We start from the raw sequence: 19,156 nt of genomic DNA, 5'->3' as shown, positions 1-19,156 counted from the left end.
CTCCATATGCTCTGTTTCGTGAAGTGTCATGTCACATTGAACTTTTGCTGAATGTTGCTGTTTTGTGTCGTTATGTGTATGAATTCCGTTATCGGCACGTGAACGGTTGCTGGCCATCTTTGCCTCTGCCTTGCCGATGCAGAGCTTTTTATGCCTTCACTTTTCAGAGAGAGAGACATGGAGAAGACTCGCCCACTACCCCGCAATCCGTTGAGCCTCGCGCTCAGTTCGGCCCTCCTGCTTGCCGTCGCCCTGCCTGCCTTCGCGCAGGAGGGGGACGTTGCAAAGGAGACTGCCGAGAGCGCGAAGAAGGCTTCCAATGAAGCCACGGCCACCCAGCTGGACCGCATCACGGTGACGGGCTCGCACATCTACCGTGCTGGCTATGACACGCTGGAACCTGCCGCCGTGGTGTCCCGCCAGGACATCGAGGCGTACGGGCATACCAACCTGATCGATGCGTTGACCAAGATCCCCGGCGTTTCGGCCGGTGTCTCCTCGCGTGGTGACCAGGCTGGCTTCGGCGCGGGCGTGAACTTCGCCAGCCGTTTCGGCCTGGGCAGCAACCGCCTGCTGACCCTGGTCAACGGCCGTCGCTTCGTGACCTCCGCACCGCCAACCGTGTTCGGTGCAGGCGGCGGCTCGGGCATCCAGGTCGACATGAACGCGATTCCGACCGTGATGGTCGAGCGCGTGGAAAGCCTGAGCATCGGTGGCGCACCCACCTATGGTTCGGACGCCATTTCCGGCGTGAACAACATCATCCTGCGCGACAAGTTTGAAGGTGCCGAGGTTGAGATCGGCTTTGGCAGGACCACCAAGAACGACAATGACCGTTACTCATGGTCTGCCATCTTCGGCAGCGGTTTCGCCGATGGCCGCGGCCATTTCACCATTGCTGCCGAACTGGACAACAGTGATGGCGTGAACGCGCTCCAGCGCGATTTCTACCGCAACGGCTACAGCCTGCAGACCAATCCGACCGCCGCAAACGTGGCGCGCTTCCAGTCGTGGCGTACCCCGGGCAATGACGGCCGCACCGATCCGAGCATCCCGTTCAACACCGGGCCGGCTGACGGCATCGCCGACCAGGTCTGGATCCGCAACCGGCGCATTTCCAGCATGACCTTCGGTGGCCTGATCATGCCGTCGGACATCCAGGTACGGCGCAGCTACCAGCGCAATGCCACGGGTGAATTGAACGGCTTCGGTCCGAACAACAAGCTCTGGCACTTCAACAACAAGGGCGATCTGGTTGCCTACGATCCAGGCATTTCCTATCCCAGCGGCAATGCGTCCGGTGGCGATGGCCTCAACCTCAACGAAACCCTGCCGCTGATCGCCGACCTCGAGCGCCGTACGGTCTATTCGACCGGCAGCTTCGACTTCAACGACAACGTGCGTGGCTTCTTCGAACTGTCGCACTACAGCGCCACCGCACGCGAGACGTTGGACCAGAACGTCTACAACGCCGCCGGCTTTGGTGCTGCCAACCCCGATGGCAGTGGTGACCAGAGTGGTGCGATGCTGTTCAGCGCGAACAATCCGTTCCTCAGTGCCGAGTCGCGCCGTATCCTGGCCGAGAACGGCATCACCTCGTTCCGCCTGTCGCGCTCCTCGCGCGACCTGAGCATGAACAACGCCAGCACCGATACGCGTTTGAGCCGCATCGTGCTCGGCCTGGACGGCTTCTTCGATATCGGCGAGCGCCGTTTCAACTGGGAAACCAGTGTGACCCACGGTCGGGGCGACTTCGACTACAAGGGGACCGGCCTGATCCAGCAGAACTTCATCAATGCGCTCAACGTGAAGCGCGATGCCAGCGGCAACATCGTCTGTGATGCGTCCGCCCCCGGCACGACCGCAGATCCGAACTGCCGCCCGCTCAACCTGTTCGGTGAGAACCAGGCATCGCCGGAAGCACTGGCCTATGTGTCGACGCCGACCCTGGCCAAGGCGCGGACGCGCCAGACCGTGTTCAACGCATCGGTGACCGGCGGACTGTTCGACCTGCCGGGCGGCGAGTTCTCCTTCGCCGCAGGCGTGGAGCATCGGCGCGAAGAAGGTTCGTTCACCCCGAGCGAATACCAGCGGCTGGGGCAGGGCCGTTCGGTGCCGATCCAGGGCGCCAAGGGCGACTATCACACCAATGAAATCTTTGCCGAGTTCCTGGCGCCGCTGTTCAACCCTGACTGGGATCTGCCGGGCCTGCATCGCCTGGACGTGACCCTGAAGGGGCGCCGGGTGGTCAACTCGGTAGCCGGTGGCTTCAACGCGTACACCTACGGCATCCAGTACGAGCCGTTCGCGGGAATCCAGCTGCGCGGCAGCAAGACCCAGTCGCTGCGTGCCCCGTCGATTGCCGAGCTCTATACCTCGCTGCAGCCGGCGTACTACAACATCCCGGAAGTCTGCTCCGTGTCGGCCATCAACGGCGGCACCAATCCGGCGATCCGCCGCCGCAACTGCGAGGCCTTCTTCCAGGCTTACCCGGGTGCGGATCCGGCAACGTTCCAGGCATCGCCGACCAACACCCTCGGCTCGGTCAACGGCTATACCGGGCTGAAGAACGAGAAGGCCAAGTCCTGGACGGCGGGCATCGTGTTCGCACCGGACTGGGCGAAGGGGCTGCGGGTTGCCGCCGACTGGTATGACATCAAGATCACCGATGTGATCACCAGCCTCAGCCCGACCGACATCATCACGGGCTGCTTCGACAACCCGGACTTCAATGCGTCCAACGTGCCCAATGCCAACCGCTTCTGCAGCCTGGTGACGCGCAATCCGCTGAGTGGTGCAGCTACCGACATCCGCACCGAGTACGGCAATGGCCCGGTGCTGATGTTCCGCGGCTGGACGGCCGAGGTGGATTACAACTGGGATATGGGCCGATTCGGCCAGGTCGCACTGGGCTTCTACGGCTACATGCCGAAGAATCGTGGCCAGGCCGCGAACACGGATGTGCCGTTCGTGGAGCGCGTGGGAACGTTCGACGAGCCCAAGCGCCAGTTCCGCTGGACGGCGCAGCATGCCATCGGCAAGTGGAGCTATGGCGTGACGTCCAACTACACCAGCGGCTCGCAGTTCAGCCTGACCGCAACCCCGGAAAGCCGGCAGTACTTCAAGCGTGACAGCTGGACGACCTGGGATGCCAATGTCAGCTACCGCTTGACCGACAATGCACGGGTGAACCTGTCGGTGCTGAACCTGTCCGACGACATCGGGCCGTTCCCGTACGTGCTGGACGCGCTGGGCCGTCGCTACATGGCCAGCCTGCGCTACAGCTTCCGCTGAGCGGAAGGGCCGGAGGAAGAAGGCAGGCCCGGCTTTGCCCGGGCCTGTTTTTCCGAAAGGTCATGCCGGACACGAAAAAGCCCCGCCATGGCGGGGCTTTTCCGTTGCTGCTGTTGCGGGATTACTTCACGCCGAACGCGTACTTGGCCTGCACGTAGATCGCGCGCCCGTAGGCGTTGTACAGGTAGTTGTTGTACGGCTGGCCGCTGGTGCCGGCGAAGCTGTAGCGCTGGTTGTCCGGCATCTTGTTGAACACATTGTTGACCATCAGCGACAGGGTCAGGTTTTCCATCGCGCGGTAGTTCACGCTCAGGTTGTAAGTGGTATAGGAACCCCACTTGCCAGCCTTGTAGCCGGAGCTGTGGACGTAGTCATAGCCGTTGCCCACGTAAGCCATGTAATTCGGCGTCTTGCCGATGTAGTTGGCATACAGGGTGGTGGTCCAGTTGTCCTTGGCCCAGCCGATCGAACCGTCCGCGCGCACCTTGGCGTACGAGTCGTACACCCACATCGCATACGGGTCGCGCAGCAGGTCCAGGTACTCGTCGCCCGGCTGCGGCTGCAGCTTGCGCTTGAGCATGTCGGTGTAGTTGGCCGAGAACTGCAGCGAGCCGAAGCGGCCGATGTCCTGCACGTACTTGAAGCTGGCGGTCAGCGCTTCCAGGTTCTGGCGGGCGACGTTCATCTTCGGCGTGTAGATCTCGTCGAGCACGCCCGATCCATCACGGGTGATCCAGTCATTGACGTTCTGGCAGCTGGCCGAGGTGTTGTTGGACTGGCCGTTGCGGCAGTAGTACTCGGCCAGCAGCAGCTGGTCGGAGCTGAGCGTATCGACCTCGTTCTTGATCTTCCAGTTGTAGTAGTCGACCGACAGCGACAGGTTGTTGATCGGTGCCCAGACGACGCCCGCATTCCAGACGTCGGCGGTGATCGGCTCCAGGTCCGGGTTGCCCGAGCGGGTGCCGAACACCGAGACGCTGTCGTATGGGCAGCCGGTGGTGTTGGCCGGGTCGTAGCCCAGCTGGCCGCAACGGTAGTAGTCGGTGGAGCCGTTGGCGTAGTAACCGCTGCGGCCCTGGAAGGCGTCGGACAAGGTCGGCGCGCGGAAGGCGGTGCCGTACTTGCCGCGGAACAGCAGGCTGTCGATCGGACGGAACTCGATGCCGACGCTGTAGGTGGCCTTGTCTACGGTGTTGCTGCCGATCTTGAAGGCGTCATAGCGGCCGGAGCCGGTGACGGTCAGCGTCTCCAGCAGCGGCATGCGCAGCTCGGTGGTCACCGCGTAGTTGCTGCGATGGCCGGCACCGGATACGGCGGTGGTGCCCCACACGCTGCCGTCCATCAGGCCCGGGTCGGGCGTGTAATCCCAGCCTTCGCTGCCACCTTCGACAACCACGGCGAAGCCAGCATCGCCACCGGGCAGCTTGAACAGCGAGCCATTGGTGACCTGGGCGCGGGCCAGGTTCTGCCAGGTGCGGCTTTCGCTGTAGCTGTAGCCGGTGAAGCTCTGGAAGTCACCGGCGGGCAGCGGCGCGTAGAACGCTTCCCAGTTCGGGCTGTAGATGTCGTAGCCGGTGCTGGTGGTGCCCAGCACCGGGCCCAGCACGCGCTGCTCGAAGTAATCGTTGATCGGGTCGTTCCAGCGTACGAAGTTGCGTTCGGTCAGCTTGTACTCGCCGCGGGTGAAGCTGAGGCTGTAGTCCCAGTTGCCGGCGGTGCCGCGGCCGCCCAGGGTGACCTGGTAGGCCTTGTTGCGGTCGGTGTTCATGATGTCGCGGTAACCACCGCCACCGATGTCCTCCGGCGCGAACACGCGCTGCAGGTTCATGTACTGGCCGCTGGTCTGGTCATAGAAGCGGCCCCATCCGGAGGAGGTGCCCCACCAGGTGTAGCCGGAACCGGTTGCGTACTTGACCTCTTCCAGGCTGTACAGCGCATCGCCGAACAGCTGGAAGTTGTCGTTCACGTCGAACGTGGCCGAGCTGTAGATCTGCCCGCTTTCCTTGCCGTTCTTGATGGTCTTGTAGCCGGTGCCATAGACCGAACCGCAGGCCTGGCCGGTCGGCCGGGTGCCGAGCACGGTGGTGCCGTCGAACTGGCCGGCCACGTTGGCGCAGAGGTTCGGGTCCATCATCGCGTAGCGGTTGTTGGCGGCCGGCAGCAGCACCAGGAAATCATTGGAGACATACTGCGGGCTGTAGCCGTCCGGGTTGTTGACCTTGGTCAGGTCACGCTGGTAACCCCAGATCGGGCTGGTCTTTTCATACTGCACGTTGACCAGTGCATGGAAGCGGTCATCCTTGGAGTTGAAGCCGCGTGCACCGCTGAGGCGGAAGCTGTTGCCGCCCCCTTCGCTGTAGGCGCCGCCACGCACATTGAGCACGCCACCATCCATGCGCTCCTTGAGGATGATGTTGACCACGCCGGCGATCGCGTCCGAGCCGTACAGCGAGGACTGGCCGCCCGGCAGGATCTCGATGCGTTCGACGATGTCGATCGGAATGCCGCTGATGTTGTTGAAGGTATCGCCGCCGTTGTACAGCGCCGGATACGAGAGCATCGGCCGGCCGTTGATCAGGTACTTGGTGTAGCCCGGGCTGAGGCCGAACATGCCGGCCGCTTCGGCGCCCTGGGTGAAGGATGCGGAGGTCTGGCCGCCCTGCAGGCCGCCGGTGGACAGCGAGGACTGCTGCAGGACATCGGCGACGCTGGTGAAACCGCGGGTCTGGATATCCTCGGCGGTGACAGTCAGGACGGGCGTGTGGTTCTCGATCTCGGTCTGCGGGATCAGCGATCCGGTGACGGTCACACGGTCAAGCTGGGTCGGCGCGTTGCCGTCCTGGGCCAGGGCGGTTCCGGAGGCCAGCAGGGTGCCCATCAGGGCGAGGGTCAGAGGGTGGCGCGAGAGCGTGGAACGTTGGCGAGACATGGTGGATCCCCGTAGTGAGCAATGTCTTGGCGGCGCAGTCCTTGCGCATTAACAATTCGTTCAGTGTGATTCCGTTCAGGTCGACCGTAACACGTTGTTAACGTCGTCAACACAGGGCTGTCACATCACGATGCTCCTGGAAGACAAGAAAACGCTTTTGAATCAATGGATAAGGCCATTTGTTTTGGTATGTTTCAAAAGGTGGCGACATGCAAGGCAGCGTGTCCGCTCTGAAATTTTGTGTTTGGAATCAACGCATTGCGATGCGTGAGTACTCCCCTGAACGTCGCTGTTTGTGTGTTGCGGTTCACATTTCCGTGGTCAGGCAGGAGAGGGTTCAGCCCCAAAAAAAAAGGCCCCGCCGAAGCGGGGCCTGGTCCAGACACGGAGTCCGGAATACGACGGGATCAGAAGTCGTACTTGACCTGGGCCGAGATCTGGCGGCCATAGACGCTGTAGAAGCCGTCGTTGAACGGGGTCGATTCGTTGCCCGGGTAGTTATAGCGCTGGCCTTCCGGCAGCTTGTTGAACACGTTGTTGACCATCAGCGACAGGGTCAGATTGTCCTGCGCCTGGTAGTTCAGGCTCATGTTGTACGTGGTGTACGAGCCCCACTTGCCGGCCTTGGCGCCGGAGGAGTGGACGTAGTCATAGCTGCGGCCGGTGTAGGCCAGGTAGTTCGGGGTGCTGCCGACGTAGTTGGCGTACACGGTGGTGGTGAACTTGGAGATGGCCCAGCCCACCGACACGTCGCCACGGACCTTGGCGAAGTTGTCGTAGTACCACATGTTGTACGGATCGCTCAGCAGGTCCAGCTTCTGTGCACCCGGCAGGGCCACCACTTCACGCTTCAGCATGTTGGTGTAGTTGCCGGAGAACATCAGCGAACCGAAGCGCCCCAGGTCCTGCTGGTACTTGGCACCGACGGTCACCGCTTCCAGGTTCTGGCTGGCCACGTTGAGCTTCGGGGTGTACACGCGGGTCAGGTTGCCACCGGCGTCGCGGGTCACCCAGTCGGTCACGTTCTGGCAGCTGGCCGAGGTGTTGTTCGGCAGGCCGTTGTGGCACTGGTACTCGGCCAGCAGCAGCTGGTCGGTGCTCAGCGTCTTGACCTCGTTCTTGATCTTCCAGTTGTAGTAGTCGACCGACAGCGAGAAGTTGCTCACCGGGGCCCACACCACGCCTGCGCTCCACACGTCGGCGGTGATCGGCTTCAGGTCCGGGTTGCCGGACTTTTCGCTGTACACCGAGGTGGTCTTGTAGAACGAGCAGGCTTCGTCACGCAGTGCGTAACCCATCTGGCTGCAGCGGTAGTAATCGTTCTGGCCGGAGGCGAACGAGCCGCTCATGCCCTGGAAGGCATCGGACAGGGTCGGCGCGCGGAACGCGGTGCCGTACTTGCCGCGCAGCAGCAGGCTTTCAACCGGGCGGTATTCCAGGCCGAGGCTGTAGGTGGCCTTGTCGACGGTCTTGTCGGCGATCTTGAAGGCGTCATAGCGGCCCGAGGCGCTGATGGTCAGCGATTCGAACACCGGCATGCGCAGTTCGCTGGTCACCGCGTAGTTGCTGCGGTGGCCCGCACCGGCCACGGCGCTGGCGCCCCAGGCGTTGCCATCGACGAAGGCCTGGTCGGGCGAGTAGTCCCAACCTTCGCTGCCGCCTTCCAGCACGACGGCCAGGCCGGCGTCGCCGCCGGGCAGGGAGAACAGCGAACCGTTGGTCACCTGCACGCGACCCAGGTTCTGCCAGGTCTTGCTGCGGTGGGTGCCATAGCCGGTGAAGCTGGCGAACTGGTCCGGAGTGATCGGCGAGTAGAAAGCAGTGTAGTCCGGGTTGTAGATGCCGAAGCCATCAGCGGTGGTGCCCAGGCGCGGGCCCAGCACGGTCTCGCCGAAGAAGCCTTCGATCTTGTCCTTCCAGCGCGCGAAGCGGTTCTGGTCCAGGCGGTATTCGCCGCGGGTGAAGCTGGCGCTGTAGTCCCAGTCGCCGACCATGCCCTTGCCGCCCAGGGTGACCTGGTAGGAACGGCTCTCATCGGAGTTCAGGATGTTGTTGTAGTGGCCCGGGCCGATTTCCTCCGGCGCGAAGGCGCGCTGCAGGTTCACGACCTTGCCCAGGCCCTGGTCGTAGAAGCCGCCCATCACCGACTTGGTGCCCCACCACAGCGCGCTGGAGCCGGAGGTGAACTCGGTCTTTTCCTTGCTGTACAGCACGTCGGCGAACAGCTGGAAGTTGTCGTTCACGTCGAAGGTCATCGACGAGTAGAACTGGCCGCTGTTCTTGCCGTTCTTCAGGGTCTTGTAGCCGGCGCTGTACACCGAGCCGCACGATTCGCCCGATGCACGCTTGCCGACGGTGGTGGTGCCGTCGTACAGGCCTGCCACGTTGGCGCAGCGGGTCGGGTCCATCATGTACAGCTTGTTGTCGGCGTTGCCGATGACGGCAAAGTCGTTCGACGGCAGCTGCGCGGTGTAACCGACCGGGTTGTTCTGCTTGGTGATGTCACGCTGGTAGCCCCAGATCGGGCTGCCGTTTTCGATCTGCACATTGACCAGCGCATGGAAGCGGTCGTCGAACGCGTTGAAGCCCTTGGCGGCGCTGAAGCGGATGTTGCTGCCACCGCCTTCGGTGTAGGTGCCGCCACGGATCGACATCGTGCCGCCGTCCATGCGTTCCTTCAGGATGATGTTGACCACACCGGCGATCGCGTCCGAGCCGTACAGCGACGACTGGCCGCCCGGCAGGACTTCGATGCGCTCGACGATGTCGATCGGAATGCCGCTGATGTTGTTGAACGACTCGCTGCCGTTGTACAGCGCCGGATACGAGAGCATCGGGCGGCCGTTGATCAGGTACTTGGTGTAGCCGGGGTTCAGGCCGAACATGCCGGCCGCTTCGGCGCCCTGGGTGAACGCACCCGAGGTCTGGCCACCCTGCAGGCCGCCGGTGGTCAGCGACGACTGCTGCAGCACTTCAGCAACACTGCTGAAACCGCGGGTCTGGATGTCTTCGGCGGTGATGGACATCACCGGGGTCTGGGTTTCGACCTGGGTCTGCGGGATCAGCGAACCGGTGACGGTGATCTTGTCCAGGTTGGTCGCCTTGTCCTGGGCCATTGCCGGGGCGGCGGCCATCAGGGCGGAAATCAGGGCGACGGCGAGCGTGTTGCGACGTGCGGTATTGCTGACGTGTTTCATGTAGTTCCATTGGAGAGCAAAAAACAAAAACGGCACTGCGCATGCGCCATCGCGCGGGCCGGAATAACCGGCTCCACAGCTCAAAACAGTGCTTATCGAACGTAACATGAACTTAACAATCTGTGCACGAATCTGTCGCAATCCTGAATTTCAGTCAGGTTACGTCCAGCTTGTATGATGTTGGGTTATCCCCCCTGACCCCGCCGGTGCTCGTTGTGAACAGTTCTCCCCGCCGCCCCCATGCCAGCCAGGTCCAGAAGGGACTGACGCCGCATGCCCGCATCCGCAACGTGATCGCGGTCGGTTCGGGCAAGGGCGGCGTCGGCAAGTCCACCACCTCGGTGAACCTGGCCGTGGCGCTGCAGCAGCTCGGCGCCCGCGTGGGCGTGCTCGACGCCGATATCTATGGCCCCAGCGTGCCAGCCATGCTGGGCCTGTCCGGCCGCCCGGAAAGCCCGGACAACAAGAGCATCGAGCCGTTGCGTGCCTTTGGCGTGGACACCATGTCGATCGGCTACCTGATCGAAGAGGACACGCCGATGATCTGGCGCGGCCCGATGGCCACCTCGGCGATGACCCAGCTGTTCAACGACACCCTGTGGGACGACCTGGATTTCCTGCTGATCGACCTGCCGCCGGGCACCGGTGACATCCAGCTGACCCTGACCCAGAAGATTCCGCTGGCCGGTGCGGTGATCGTCACCACGCCGCAGGACATCGCCACGCTGGATGCGAAGAAAGCGCTGAAGATGTTCGAGAAAGTCGAGGTGCCGGTGCTGGGCATTGTCGAGAACATGGCGGTGCATACCTGCAGCAGCTGCGGGCACATCGAGCACCTGTTCGGCGAGGGCGGCGGCGAGCGCATGGCCGCGCAGTACGGCGTGCCGCTGCTGGGTTCGCTGCCGCTGCAGATCGGCATCCGCGAACAGGGCGATGCAGGCACCCCGATCACCGTGGCCCAGCCGGATTCGGCGCCGGCCCAGGCCTATCGCCATGCCGCACAGCGCCTGATCGAGGAAGTGGGCAAGCGCCCGCGCGCCTCGATCCCGATCCTGTCGTCGCTGCTGTGAGTGCCGGGGCAGGGGCCGCCGGCCGAGGCCGGGCCCCTGCTAGAATCCTCGCGCCCCTCGTACCCCCAGGACAAAGCATGAGCATCAAGAGTGACCGTTGGATCCGCCGCATGTCCGAGCAGCACGGCATGATCGAGCCGTTCGAGGCGGGGCAGGTCAAGCAGGCCAACGGCCAGCGCATCGTCAGCTATGGCACGTCCAGCTATGGCTACGACGTGCGCTGCTCGCGCGAGTTCAAGGTATTCACCAACATCAACTCGACGATTGTCGATCCCAAGCACTTCGACTCGGGCAGCTTCGTCGACATCACCGCCGACGAATGCATCATCCCGCCGAACAGCTTCGCGCTGGCGCGTACCGTAGAGTACTTCCGCATCCCGCGCGATACCCTGGTGGTGTGCCTGGGCAAGAGCACCTACGCGCGCTGCGGCATCATCGTCAACGTGACGCCGCTGGAGCCGGAATGGGAAGGCCACGTCACCCTGGAATTCAGCAACACCACGCCGCTGCCGGCGCGCATCTACGCCAACGAAGGCGTGGCGCAGATGCTGTTCTTCCAGGCGGCCGCCGATGACGTGTGCGAGACGTCGTACCGCGATCGTGGCGGCAAGTACCAGGGCCAGACCGGCGTGACCCTGCCGCGGACCTGATCGCTCGCGTCATCACCCATCGAGAACGCCGGGCGATGCCCGGCGTTTCCGTTTCTGGTGCGTGCCCGGGCATGGCCGGGCACTGCCTTATTTGCCGCGACCGAACAGCATCGCGATGCCGACGCCCACCAGGGCCACCGGCCACCAGGTCAACAGCAGCTTGGACAGGTTCAGATGCGTCCAGCCGAGATTGCTGGCGAGCATGAACAGGCCGATCAGGATCAGCAGGACGGCGGCAACGAGGTTGAATCGCATCGGGTCGGCGAAGGCTCAGGACTGGGCCGGATATCCTAGCCGTTCCTTCCAGTAGGCGACATGCTGGTCCAGCGCCGCCGGCTCGTAACGGTGCGCCGGGCCGCTGCCCCAGACCGGGCCCGGCCAGGCCGGATCACCGTCATGGCGGCCGATGACATGGAAGTGCAGCTGGCGCACGATGTTGCCCAGCGCCCCGATGTTGATCTTTTCCACCCCGTCGGCGCCCTTCAGGGCCTTGCAGGCGCGGTTGAGCTCGGTGCGCAGCTTGTCCTGCTGCTCGCCGTCCAGCTCGATCCACTCGGTCACCCCGGCCAGGCGCGGTACCAGCACCAGCCAGGGGAATCGTTCGTCGTTCATCAGCCGCACTTGCGACAACGGTCCTTCCGCCACCAGCACGCTATCGGTGGCCAGGCGTGAATCGAGTTCGAATTCGCTCATCCAAGATGCTCCGAGAAGAAGTCCAGGGTGCGTTGCAGCGCCAGGGCGGCGCTGTCTGGATCATACGCATGTCCGACCTCCCGGTTGAAGGCGTGATCAGCCGGATAGACGTAGGTGGCCATCTGCGGCAGTTTCTCGCGATGGGCCTGGATGGCTTCCGGCGGGATGCTCCTGTCCTGGGCGCCGAAGTGGAAGATCACCGGGGCCTTGGGCGCCTCGTCAAGGAACTGCACGTTGCGCGCACCGTAGTAGCTGACCGAGGGCAGGCCCAGGCGCAGGGCCGACAGCATCGCCACCGTGCCGCCCCAGCAGTAGCCGACCGTGCCGACCTTGCCGTAGCGGGCCAGCCGGGTCGCCGCCGCGCGGACCACTTCCAGCGCCTTCTCCATGCCCAGCGCACCGACCCGTTCCAGGCCCTGCTTCACGCCCTCGGCGTCGTAGGGCAGGGCGTCCGGATCGGCGTCGGTGCCGTCAAGCAGGTCGAAGAAGGATGGCGCCAGCACCGCATAGCCTTCGGCCGCGAAACGCTCTGCCACGCCGCGGATGTGCGGATTGGCGCCGAAGATTTCCTGCACCACCACCAGGCCACCGCGCGCGGTGCCTTCCGGCAGGGCCTGCCAGGCCCGCACCGGGCCATGATGCGTATCCAGGGTGATCCACTCGGCCATCGTCATCTTCCTCGTTGCTGGGAACAGAGCTGCATTGTCGGTGCTGCGCCGGTTAGCGCGGTGTCAGCAGCTGTGCGTGATCGGGCAATTGGCCGTTCAGAGCCTGGCCGCCAACCCCGGTATACTGGCGCCCTTTCAGGCCCCGGCCCCCAGGACCCCCTGCCATGCCGGCAGGGGCCCAGGCCCCCAGAGTCCCGCGATTCCATGTCCCAGCTGAACCCCAAAGTCGGCTTCGTCAGCCTTGGCTGCCCGAAGGCCCTCGTCGATTCCGAGCGCATCCTCACCCAGCTGCGGTCCGAGGGATACGACATCGTCCCGTCCTACGATTCGGCCGACGTGGTGGTGGTCAACACCTGTGGCTTCATCGATTCGGCGGTGACCGAGTCGCTGGATGCCATTGGCGAGGCGATGAACCAGAACGGCAAGGTCATCGTCACTGGCTGCCTGGGCAAGCGCCCGGAACAGATCCGCGAGGCGTACCCCAATGTGCTGGCGGTGTCCGGCCCGCAGGATTACCAGAGCGTGATGGAAGCGGTGCATGAAGCTCTGCCGCCCAGGCACGATCCGTTCGTGGACCTGGTGCCCGACTACGGCATCAAGCTGACGCCACGCCACTACGCTTATCTGAAGATTTCCGAAGGCTGCAACCACAAATGCAGCTTCTGCATCATTCCGTCGATGCGCGGCAAGCTGGTCTCGCGCCCGGTCGACGAGGTGCTGCGTGAAGCCGAGCGCCTGGTGCGTGGGGGCGTGCGTGAGCTGCTGGTGGTCTCGCAGGACACCTCGGCCTATGGCGTGGACGTGAAGTACGCCGAGAAGATGTGGCGCGACAAGGCCTACCAGACCCGCTTGAAGGCCCTGTGCGAAGGCCTGTCCGAGCTGGATGCGTGGGTGCGCATGCACTACGTCTATCCGTATCCGCACGTGGACGAGGTGGTGCCGCTGATGGCCGAGAACCGGATCCTGCCGTACCTGGACATCCCGTTCCAGCATGCGAGCCCGCGCATCCTGCGCTTGATGAAGCGCCCCGGGGCGGTCGAGAAGACCCTGGAGCGCGTGCAGAACTGGCGCCGCATCGCGCCGGACATCACCGTGCGTTCGACCTTCATCGTCGGCTTCCCGGGCGAGACCGAGGCCGAGTTCGAGGAACTGCTGTCGTTCCTCGACGAAGCGCAGCTGGATCGCGTGGGTGCGTTCGCCTACTCGCCGGTCGAGGGTGCCACCGCCAACGATCTGCCCGATGCTGTGCCGGAGGAAGTGAAGCAGGAACGCCTGGCCCGCTTCATGGAGAAGCAGGCGCAGATTTCCGCCGCGCGCCTGGAAGCCAAGATCGGTACCGTGCAGCAGTGCCTGGTCGATGCCATCGAAGGCGATATCGCCGTGGCCCGCTCCAAGGCCGATGCGCCGGAGATCGATGGCCTGGTGCATATCCAGAATGCCGACCAGGTGCCGCTGCGCGTGGGCGAGTTCATCGACGTCGAAATCACCGAGAGCGACGAGCACGACCTGTACGGTGACGCGCTGCCCGCCGCTACCCGCCCGGCATTCGACCTCAGGATGCTGTGACCGCAGCGACGGCCGCCGCCGGTGACGGAGGCGGCGTCCGCCGCTTCGTGCCGCCGCCACGTGCGGCGGTCGATCCGCAGGTGTTCGGGCACCCGCTGTTTGCCGGATTGCGCGACGTTCGTGATCTGTTGGAAGGCCCGGGGTGGCCGTCCGTTGCAGCGCTCGAGGCACGCCTCGTGCTGCCCGGCAAGCAGCTGGTCGAGCAGGATGCCACGCTGCTGGCCGACGGTCTGCACTACGAAGCCCGCATCGCGCAGGGCCGCATCGCCACCCGCGCCGACAACTGGCATGACCTGTTCAACGCGCTGGTGTGGGCCCGTTACCCGCAGCTCAAGCAGGTGCTCAATGCGCAGCAGTGCAGGCACATCGCGTCCATGCCACCCGGCCAGCGCAACCGTGCACAGGCGGCGCTGACCCAGTTCGACGAAAACGGCGTGATCGTGCGTGTGCGCGATGGCACGTTGCTGCGCGCGTGGGACGGGCATGACTGGCCTGCATTGTTCGAGCCGTCGCGCTGGCAGGGCGGTGACATCGCCATTGCCGCGGTATTCGGGCATGCGCTGATGGAACAGGCGCTGCTGCCCGGGCGATTGCTGGTGGGCAAGTGCGTGGTGGTGCGGGGTGATGCCGATGCTGACTGTGTTGAAGCAGTGACCGCGGCCATCGCCGAGGGCAGGGTAGTGACCGATCCGCTGCAGCTGCGGCCCTTGCCATTGGCCGGCATTCCCGGCTGGCACGACGTGCAGGATGCCGCCTTCTATCGCAATACCGGTTATTTCCGCCCGCCGCGTGCAGGACGCGCGTACCCGCCGCCGTTGTTGCTTCTGTAGCGTCGAGCCACCCTCGACTGTTGGACAACGCAGTCGAGACTGGCTCGACGCTATAAGGGCTCGTACTCCACCCCGATCACCGCAAAGGTGAACTGCCCGCCGGGCAGCTCCACCGAGAACTCGTCCTCCAGCCGTTTCTTCAGCAGCGCCCTCGCCAGTGGTGAGTCGATGCTGATCCAGCCCAGCCCGGCGTCGGTCTCATCCGGCCCGACAATGCGGTAGCGGCTGGTGTCGCCGCTGTCCACGTTCTCAAGTTCCACCCACGCACCGAAGAACACTGCCTGCGGATCGGTCGGCGTGGTATCGACCACGCGCAGCGATTCCAGCCGCTTGGTCAGGTAGCGCACGCGGCGGTCGATTTCGCCCAGCTGCTTCTTGCGATAGGTGTACTCGGCGTTCTCCGAACGGTCGCCTTCCGCGGCAGCGGCGGCCAGCGCCTTCACCACATCCGGGCGGCGCACACGCCACAGCTCATCCAGTTCGGACTTCAGCCGCGCATGCCCGGAGGCGGTGATCAGGGCGGTGCTTTTTTCTGCGGGGGGGCGCCAACGCGACATGAAATACAACTTCTATTCGAGGGGGAGCGGTGGAGGAGCGGGGTCGGACCCCTTTCCAGCGGAAAGGGATCCGAGCCCGGCAGGGGCAGCTAGCGCTTGCCGCCGAAGATGCCACCGAGGATGCCGCGTACGATCTGGTTGCCCAGCTTGGTGCCGACGGTGCGGGTGGTCTGCTTTGCCATGGTCTCGATCATGCCCTGGCGACGCTTGGTGCCGAAGATCGCATCCTTGATCGCCTGGCCGAAACCACCTTCCTGCGCTTCGTCCTGCTCACGGCTGCGTGCGGCAGGTGCCTGTGCCTGTTCGGTCGCCTTCTGCGCGCGCTGGGCCAGCAGTTCGGCGGCCGATTCGCGGTTGATCGCGGTGTCGTAGCGGCTGCCGACCGGGCTGCCGGCACGTACCTGGGCGCGCTCGGCCTCGGTGATCGGCCCCATCCGGCAGCGTGGCGGCGCGATCATCGTCTGCTGCACCGGCATCGGTACGCCCTTGTCCTGCAGCGTGGAGACCAGGGCCTCGCCGGTACCGAGCTGGCTCAATACCTTGGTCACGTCTAGCTTAGGGTTCGGCACGAACGTCTCGGCCGCGGTCTTCACCGCCTTCTGGTCGCGTGGGGTGAACGCACGCAGCGCGTGCTGCACGCGGTTGCCGAGCTGGCCGAGGATGTTGTCCGGCACGTCGTCGGGGAACTGCGAGCAGAAGTACACGCCCACGCCCTTGGAACGGATCAGTCGCACCACCTGTTCGATGCGCTGCACCAGCGATGGCGGCGCATCGTCGAACAGCAGGTGGGCCTCGTCGAAGATGAAGACCAGCTTCGGTTTGTCCAGGTCGCCCACTTCCGGCAGCTGCTCGAACAGCTCCGACAGCAGCCACAGCAGGAAGGTGGAGTACAGCTTGGGCTTGAGCACCAGCTGGTCGGCGGCGAGGATGCCGATCACGCCGCGGCCGTCGTGGTTGACCCGCATGATGTCGGCCAGCTCCAGCGCCGGCTCACCGAAGAAGTTCTCGCCGCCATCCTGCGCCAGGCGCAGCACCGAACGCTGGATCGCGGCGATCGACTGCGCACTGACCAGGCCGTACTCGGTGGAGATGTCCTTGCGCTCCTCCGCGACCAGGCCGAGCAGGGCGCGCAGGTCGTCCATGTCCAGCAGCAGCAGTCCGCGGTCGTCGGCCAGCTTGAACACGATGTCGAGCACGCCGGACTGGGTGTCGTTCAACTCGAGGATGCGCGCCAGCAGGGTCGGGCCCATCTCGCTGACGGTGGTGCGTACCGGGTGGCCCAGCTTGCCGTACAGGTCCCAGAAGAGGGTCGGGCTGGCGGTCGGCGCATAATCGGCCACGCCGATCTCGGCGGCACGCTTGAGCAGGTTCTCGGCACCGCTGCCGGGTACGGCCAGGCCGGAGACATCACCCTTCACATCGGCCAGGAACACCGGCACGCCGAGGCGCGAAAACCCTTCGGCCAGGGTCATCAGGGTCACGGTCTTGCCGGTACCGGTGGCGCCGGCCACCAGGCCGTGACGGTTGCCGAGTTTCGGCAGCAGGGTGACGGCAATATCGTCGGTAATGCCTTTGCCGAGCAGAATCGGATCCATGGTCCAGCCCTTGTGATGAATAGTCCAATGTTAACCGCCGGCCGTGACGGTCCGAAGGTCGGCTTGCCCGGACCTTGGCGGCGCCGCTACTCTGCCTGCCTGTTTCGCACACAGTGCCATCAATGCCCGTTCCTGTCCTGATTTCCCGTGGTTGGCCGCTGTTGGCCCTGGCCGGCCTGGTTTCCCTGGCACCCGACGCCCATGCGCAGCGGGTTTCGGCCCGGGACAAGGTGAAGGTGGATGCGCTGCAACAGCGCATGACCGCCGCCGAAAAGCGCTACAGCGACGCCCTGCTGCTGGCCGCCAATGCCGACCCGAAGGGCAGCAACGAGGCCGATGCCGCGCTGGAGGACATGGAAGATGTCCTCAACGACTGCGTGAAGCAGAAGGGCTGCCAGATGGGCACCCTGCTGGCCAGCTACAAGCGCCTGCTCAAGCACGACGCTGATGCGGCCGCCAGCGACGACGTGGCCGATGAAGGTGGTGACCGCCTGGAGGCCGACCCCGACCATATCGGCCCGCTCACCGCGGACGTGCCCGAGGCGGCGCGTGCCGCCGCGCTGCTGAACGATAAACGGCACGCCTTCGACAGCATGGTCGAGTACAACCCGGCGGTACAGGCCGGCATCCGCCGCTGGTTGACCGACATGCGCCCGGCACTGCTCACCAGCTACGAGAATTACCAGAACCTGCGCGCAGTGATGTGGCCGGAATGGGAAAAGCGTGGCCTGCCGGAGGCGCTGCTGTTCGGCATCATGGCCAAGGAATCCAACGGCCGCGTGCATGCGTCCTCGCGTGCGGGCGCCGCCGGGTTGATGCAGTTCATGCCGGCCACCGGACGCCGCTTCGGCCTCGGCCCGGACGGCACCGGTTTCGACACCCGCTTCGACGCGCGCAGCGCCGCCGAAGCCAGCGCCAGTTATCTCAACGAGCGCCTGCGCGAACTGAACAACAACGTGGAAATGTCGGTGGCCGCCTACAACGGTGGTGAAGGTCGTGCCGCGCGCGTGTTCAAGCAGAGCGGTGGCCAGAGCTTCTGGACCGACAGCGTCTACAACCAGTTCCCCGGTGAAACCAAGGACTACGTGCCGATGGTGATCGCCGCGGCCTGGATCTTCCTGCACCCGCAGCAGTACGGCGTGGAGTTCCCGAAGATCAGCGCGCAGCCCGCCACGCTGCGTCTGGCCAGGTCCACCACCATCTACGAATTGACCATCTGCCTGGGCAGCCACGGTACCCGCGATGGCTACATGCGTGCATTGCGCAATCTCAACCCGCGTTACGAAGCCGATGGCTGGATTCCGGCCGGTACGCTGATCAACGCCACCACCCGCATCGCGGGCCTGTACCAGCGCAACTGCGTCAGTGGCCCGCGCGCCGACCTCGCGCGCACCCTGATCACCGCCGATCTGAACGCGGCGATCAAGCGCCCGGCCGCAACCAGCTACACCGGCAGCGTGGCCGTCGGCGGGGTGGTGCCAGTGGCCGACGCCGCTGCCTCCACCAGCGTACCGACCACCCCGGTCGCTCCGGTGGCCACGCCGCGTCCGGCCGCGCGGCCCAAACCGGTGCGCAGCCATAAGGTGGCCAGGGGTGAAACCCTGGGCGCCATCGCGGCGAAGTTCCAGTGCGACGTGCCCACCCTGGCCCGCGCCAATGGCCTGAAGGCCCCTGCCTACAGCCTGCGCCACGGCCAGACGCTGAAGCTGCAGGGCTGCGACAAGTAATCCCCCCGATCCCTGGAACCCGCATGGACCTCGAAGCCACCCGCAACCTGTTCGCCAACCTCCGCGAGAACACCGACTGGGATATCAACGGCCCGTTGCTGTGGGGTTACTTCTTCGTCCACTCCAGTGCCGAGCCGCTGCAGGCACTGGCGGATCACCTGCAGGCGCAGGGCTATGCCTTCGTGGAACTGTTCGAGCAGGAGCCGGAAGAGGGCGGCGCGCCGTTCCACGTGCTGCACGTGGAGCGCGTGGAGATCCACGATGAAGCCTCGCTGGACCGCCGCAACCAGGAATTCGCGGCGCTGGCCGCGGAGCGGGGAGTGGAAGACTACGACGGCATGGACGTCGGCCCGGCCCCGGCCCTGCAGTAACAACAAAAA

14 protein-coding genes are annotated in these 19,156 nt (G+C 64.6%); 7 read left to right on the top strand and 7 right to left on the bottom strand.

Annotation, left to right across the window (positions count from 1 at the left end):
• Window positions 1–177: 177 nt before the first annotated feature.
• Entirely contained in the window at window positions 178–3,294 is a 3,117-nt protein-coding gene (locus B9Y82_RS12730; RefSeq protein WP_100473499.1) for a TonB-dependent receptor domain-containing protein, read from the top strand.
• Between the two features lie 121 nt (window positions 3,295–3,415).
• Here the strand turns inward: B9Y82_RS12730 and B9Y82_RS12725 are convergent, their stop codons facing one another.
• Together B9Y82_RS12725 and B9Y82_RS12720 are read right to left on the bottom strand one after the other, a co-directional pair.
• Window positions 3,416–6,223: a TonB-dependent receptor domain-containing protein gene (locus tag B9Y82_RS12725; RefSeq protein ID WP_100473498.1), complete on the bottom strand. Its 2,808-nt coding sequence runs from the start codon at window positions 6,221–6,223 to the stop codon at window positions 3,416–3,418.
• 407 nt (window positions 6,224–6,630) lie between these two features.
• The gene (locus tag B9Y82_RS12720; RefSeq protein ID WP_100473497.1) at window positions 6,631–9,420 is read right to left on the bottom strand and encodes a TonB-dependent receptor plug domain-containing protein; all 2,790 of its coding nucleotides are present in this window, start codon (window positions 9,418–9,420) and stop codon (window positions 6,631–6,633) included.
• Window positions 9,421–9,635: 215 nt separating this feature from the next.
• Here B9Y82_RS12720 and apbC point away from each other — a divergent pair, with 215 nt between their 5' ends.
• The gene (gene apbC, locus B9Y82_RS12715) at window positions 9,636–10,490 is read left to right on the top strand and encodes an iron-sulfur cluster carrier protein ApbC (RefSeq protein WP_005418013.1); all 855 of its coding nucleotides are present in this window, start codon (window positions 9,636–9,638) and stop codon (window positions 10,488–10,490) included.
• Window positions 10,491–10,567: 77 nt separating this feature from the next.
• Window positions 10,568–11,140 (top strand): dCTP deaminase, encoded by a 573-nt coding sequence (gene dcd / locus B9Y82_RS12710; RefSeq protein ID WP_014037995.1) that lies wholly within the window; start codon window positions 10,568–10,570, stop codon window positions 11,138–11,140.
• An 87-nt stretch (window positions 11,141–11,227) separates the two neighbouring features.
• Here the strand turns inward: dcd and B9Y82_RS20765 are convergent, their stop codons facing one another.
• Genes B9Y82_RS20765 through B9Y82_RS12700 form a run of 3 tightly spaced genes read right to left on the bottom strand, consistent with a single transcriptional unit; the run spans window position 11,228 to window position 12,501 of the window.
• Window positions 11,228–11,395 (bottom strand): LiaI-LiaF-like domain-containing protein, encoded by a 168-nt coding sequence (locus tag B9Y82_RS20765; RefSeq protein WP_005418011.1) that lies wholly within the window; start codon window positions 11,393–11,395, stop codon window positions 11,228–11,230.
• Between the two features lie 15 nt (window positions 11,396–11,410).
• Window positions 11,411–11,833, bottom strand: coding sequence for an HIT domain-containing protein (locus B9Y82_RS12705; RefSeq protein ID WP_014647910.1), 423 nt, complete (start codon window positions 11,831–11,833; stop codon window positions 11,411–11,413).
• Window positions 11,830–12,501 (bottom strand): dienelactone hydrolase family protein, encoded by a 672-nt coding sequence (locus B9Y82_RS12700; protein WP_100473496.1) that lies wholly within the window; start codon window positions 12,499–12,501, stop codon window positions 11,830–11,832. Before B9Y82_RS12700 ends, B9Y82_RS12705 begins: the two co-directional genes overlap by 4 nt.
• Before the next feature lie 204 nt (window positions 12,502–12,705).
• Here B9Y82_RS12700 and rimO point away from each other — a divergent pair, with 204 nt between their 5' ends.
• Together rimO and B9Y82_RS12690 are read left to right on the top strand one after the other, a co-directional pair.
• Window positions 12,706–14,067 carry a 30S ribosomal protein S12 methylthiotransferase RimO gene (rimO, locus tag B9Y82_RS12695; protein WP_100473495.1) on the top strand — a complete coding sequence of 454 codons (1,362 nt, stop codon included), beginning with the start codon at window positions 12,706–12,708 and terminating at the stop codon, window positions 14,065–14,067.
• Window positions 14,064–14,897, top strand: coding sequence for a DUF3025 domain-containing protein (locus B9Y82_RS12690; protein WP_100473494.1), 834 nt, complete (start codon window positions 14,064–14,066; stop codon window positions 14,895–14,897). Before rimO ends, B9Y82_RS12690 begins: the two co-directional genes overlap by 4 nt.
• A gap of 50 nt (window positions 14,898–14,947) precedes the next feature.
• Here the strand turns inward: B9Y82_RS12690 and greB are convergent, their stop codons facing one another.
• Together greB and B9Y82_RS12680 are read right to left on the bottom strand one after the other, a co-directional pair.
• On the bottom strand, window positions 14,948–15,454 hold the full coding sequence (gene greB, locus B9Y82_RS12685; protein WP_100473493.1) for a transcription elongation factor GreB: 507 nt from the start codon (window positions 15,452–15,454) through the stop codon (window positions 14,948–14,950).
• A gap of 89 nt (window positions 15,455–15,543) precedes the next feature.
• The gene (locus tag B9Y82_RS12680) at window positions 15,544–17,049 is read right to left on the bottom strand and encodes a helicase HerA-like domain-containing protein (RefSeq protein ID WP_100473492.1); all 1,506 of its coding nucleotides are present in this window, start codon (window positions 17,047–17,049) and stop codon (window positions 15,544–15,546) included.
• Window positions 17,050–17,171: 122 nt separating this feature from the next.
• Between B9Y82_RS12680 and B9Y82_RS12675 the strand changes: the two genes are divergently transcribed.
• Complete coding sequence (locus B9Y82_RS12675) at window positions 17,172–18,776, top strand: transglycosylase SLT domain-containing protein (RefSeq protein ID WP_100473491.1); 1,605 nt, start codon at window positions 17,172–17,174, stop codon at window positions 18,774–18,776.
• A gap of 23 nt (window positions 18,777–18,799) precedes the next feature.
• On the top strand, window positions 18,800–19,147 hold the full coding sequence (locus B9Y82_RS12670; RefSeq protein WP_100473490.1) for a ribonuclease E inhibitor RraB: 348 nt from the start codon (window positions 18,800–18,802) through the stop codon (window positions 19,145–19,147).
• Window positions 19,148–19,156 lie beyond the last annotated feature (9 nt).

Origin of the sequence: Stenotrophomonas maltophilia, from assembly GCF_002799155.1 — a bacterium.
GTDB classification, from domain to species: domain Bacteria; phylum Pseudomonadota; class Gammaproteobacteria; order Xanthomonadales; family Xanthomonadaceae; genus Stenotrophomonas; species Stenotrophomonas maltophilia_R.
The sequence above is the reverse complement of the archived record's forward strand: the minus strand, read 5'-3'. Positions and strand labels throughout refer to the sequence as shown.

Bases quoted from the DNA above. Each gene is read 5' to 3' on its own strand.
- B9Y82_RS12730 (WP_100473499.1), top strand. From the start codon at position 178: ATGGAGAAGACTCGCCCACTACCCCGCAATCCGTTGAGCCTCGCGCTC.
- B9Y82_RS12725 (WP_100473498.1), bottom strand. From the start codon at position 6,223: ATGTCTCGCCAACGTTCCACGCTCTCGCGCCACCCTCTGACCCTCGCC.
- B9Y82_RS12720 (WP_100473497.1), bottom strand. From the start codon at position 9,420: ATGAAACACGTCAGCAATACCGCACGTCGCAACACGCTCGCCGTCGCC.
- dcd (WP_014037995.1), top strand. From the start codon at position 10,568: ATGAGCATCAAGAGTGACCGTTGGATCCGCCGCATGTCCGAGCAGCAC.
- B9Y82_RS20765 (WP_005418011.1), bottom strand. From the start codon at position 11,395: ATGCGATTCAACCTCGTTGCCGCCGTCCTGCTGATCCTGATCGGCCTG.
- B9Y82_RS12705 (WP_014647910.1), bottom strand. From the start codon at position 11,833: ATGAGCGAATTCGAACTCGATTCACGCCTGGCCACCGATAGCGTGCTG.
- B9Y82_RS12700 (WP_100473496.1), bottom strand. From the start codon at position 12,501: ATGGCCGAGTGGATCACCCTGGATACGCATCATGGCCCGGTGCGGGCC.
- rimO (WP_100473495.1), top strand. From the start codon at position 12,706: ATGTCCCAGCTGAACCCCAAAGTCGGCTTCGTCAGCCTTGGCTGCCCG.
- greB (WP_100473493.1), bottom strand. From the start codon at position 15,454: ATGTCGCGTTGGCGCCCCCCCGCAGAAAAAAGCACCGCCCTGATCACC.
- B9Y82_RS12680 (WP_100473492.1), bottom strand. From the start codon at position 17,049: ATGGATCCGATTCTGCTCGGCAAAGGCATTACCGACGATATTGCCGTC.
- B9Y82_RS12675 (WP_100473491.1), top strand. From the start codon at position 17,172: ATGCCCGTTCCTGTCCTGATTTCCCGTGGTTGGCCGCTGTTGGCCCTG.
- B9Y82_RS12670 (WP_100473490.1), top strand. From the start codon at position 18,800: ATGGACCTCGAAGCCACCCGCAACCTGTTCGCCAACCTCCGCGAGAAC.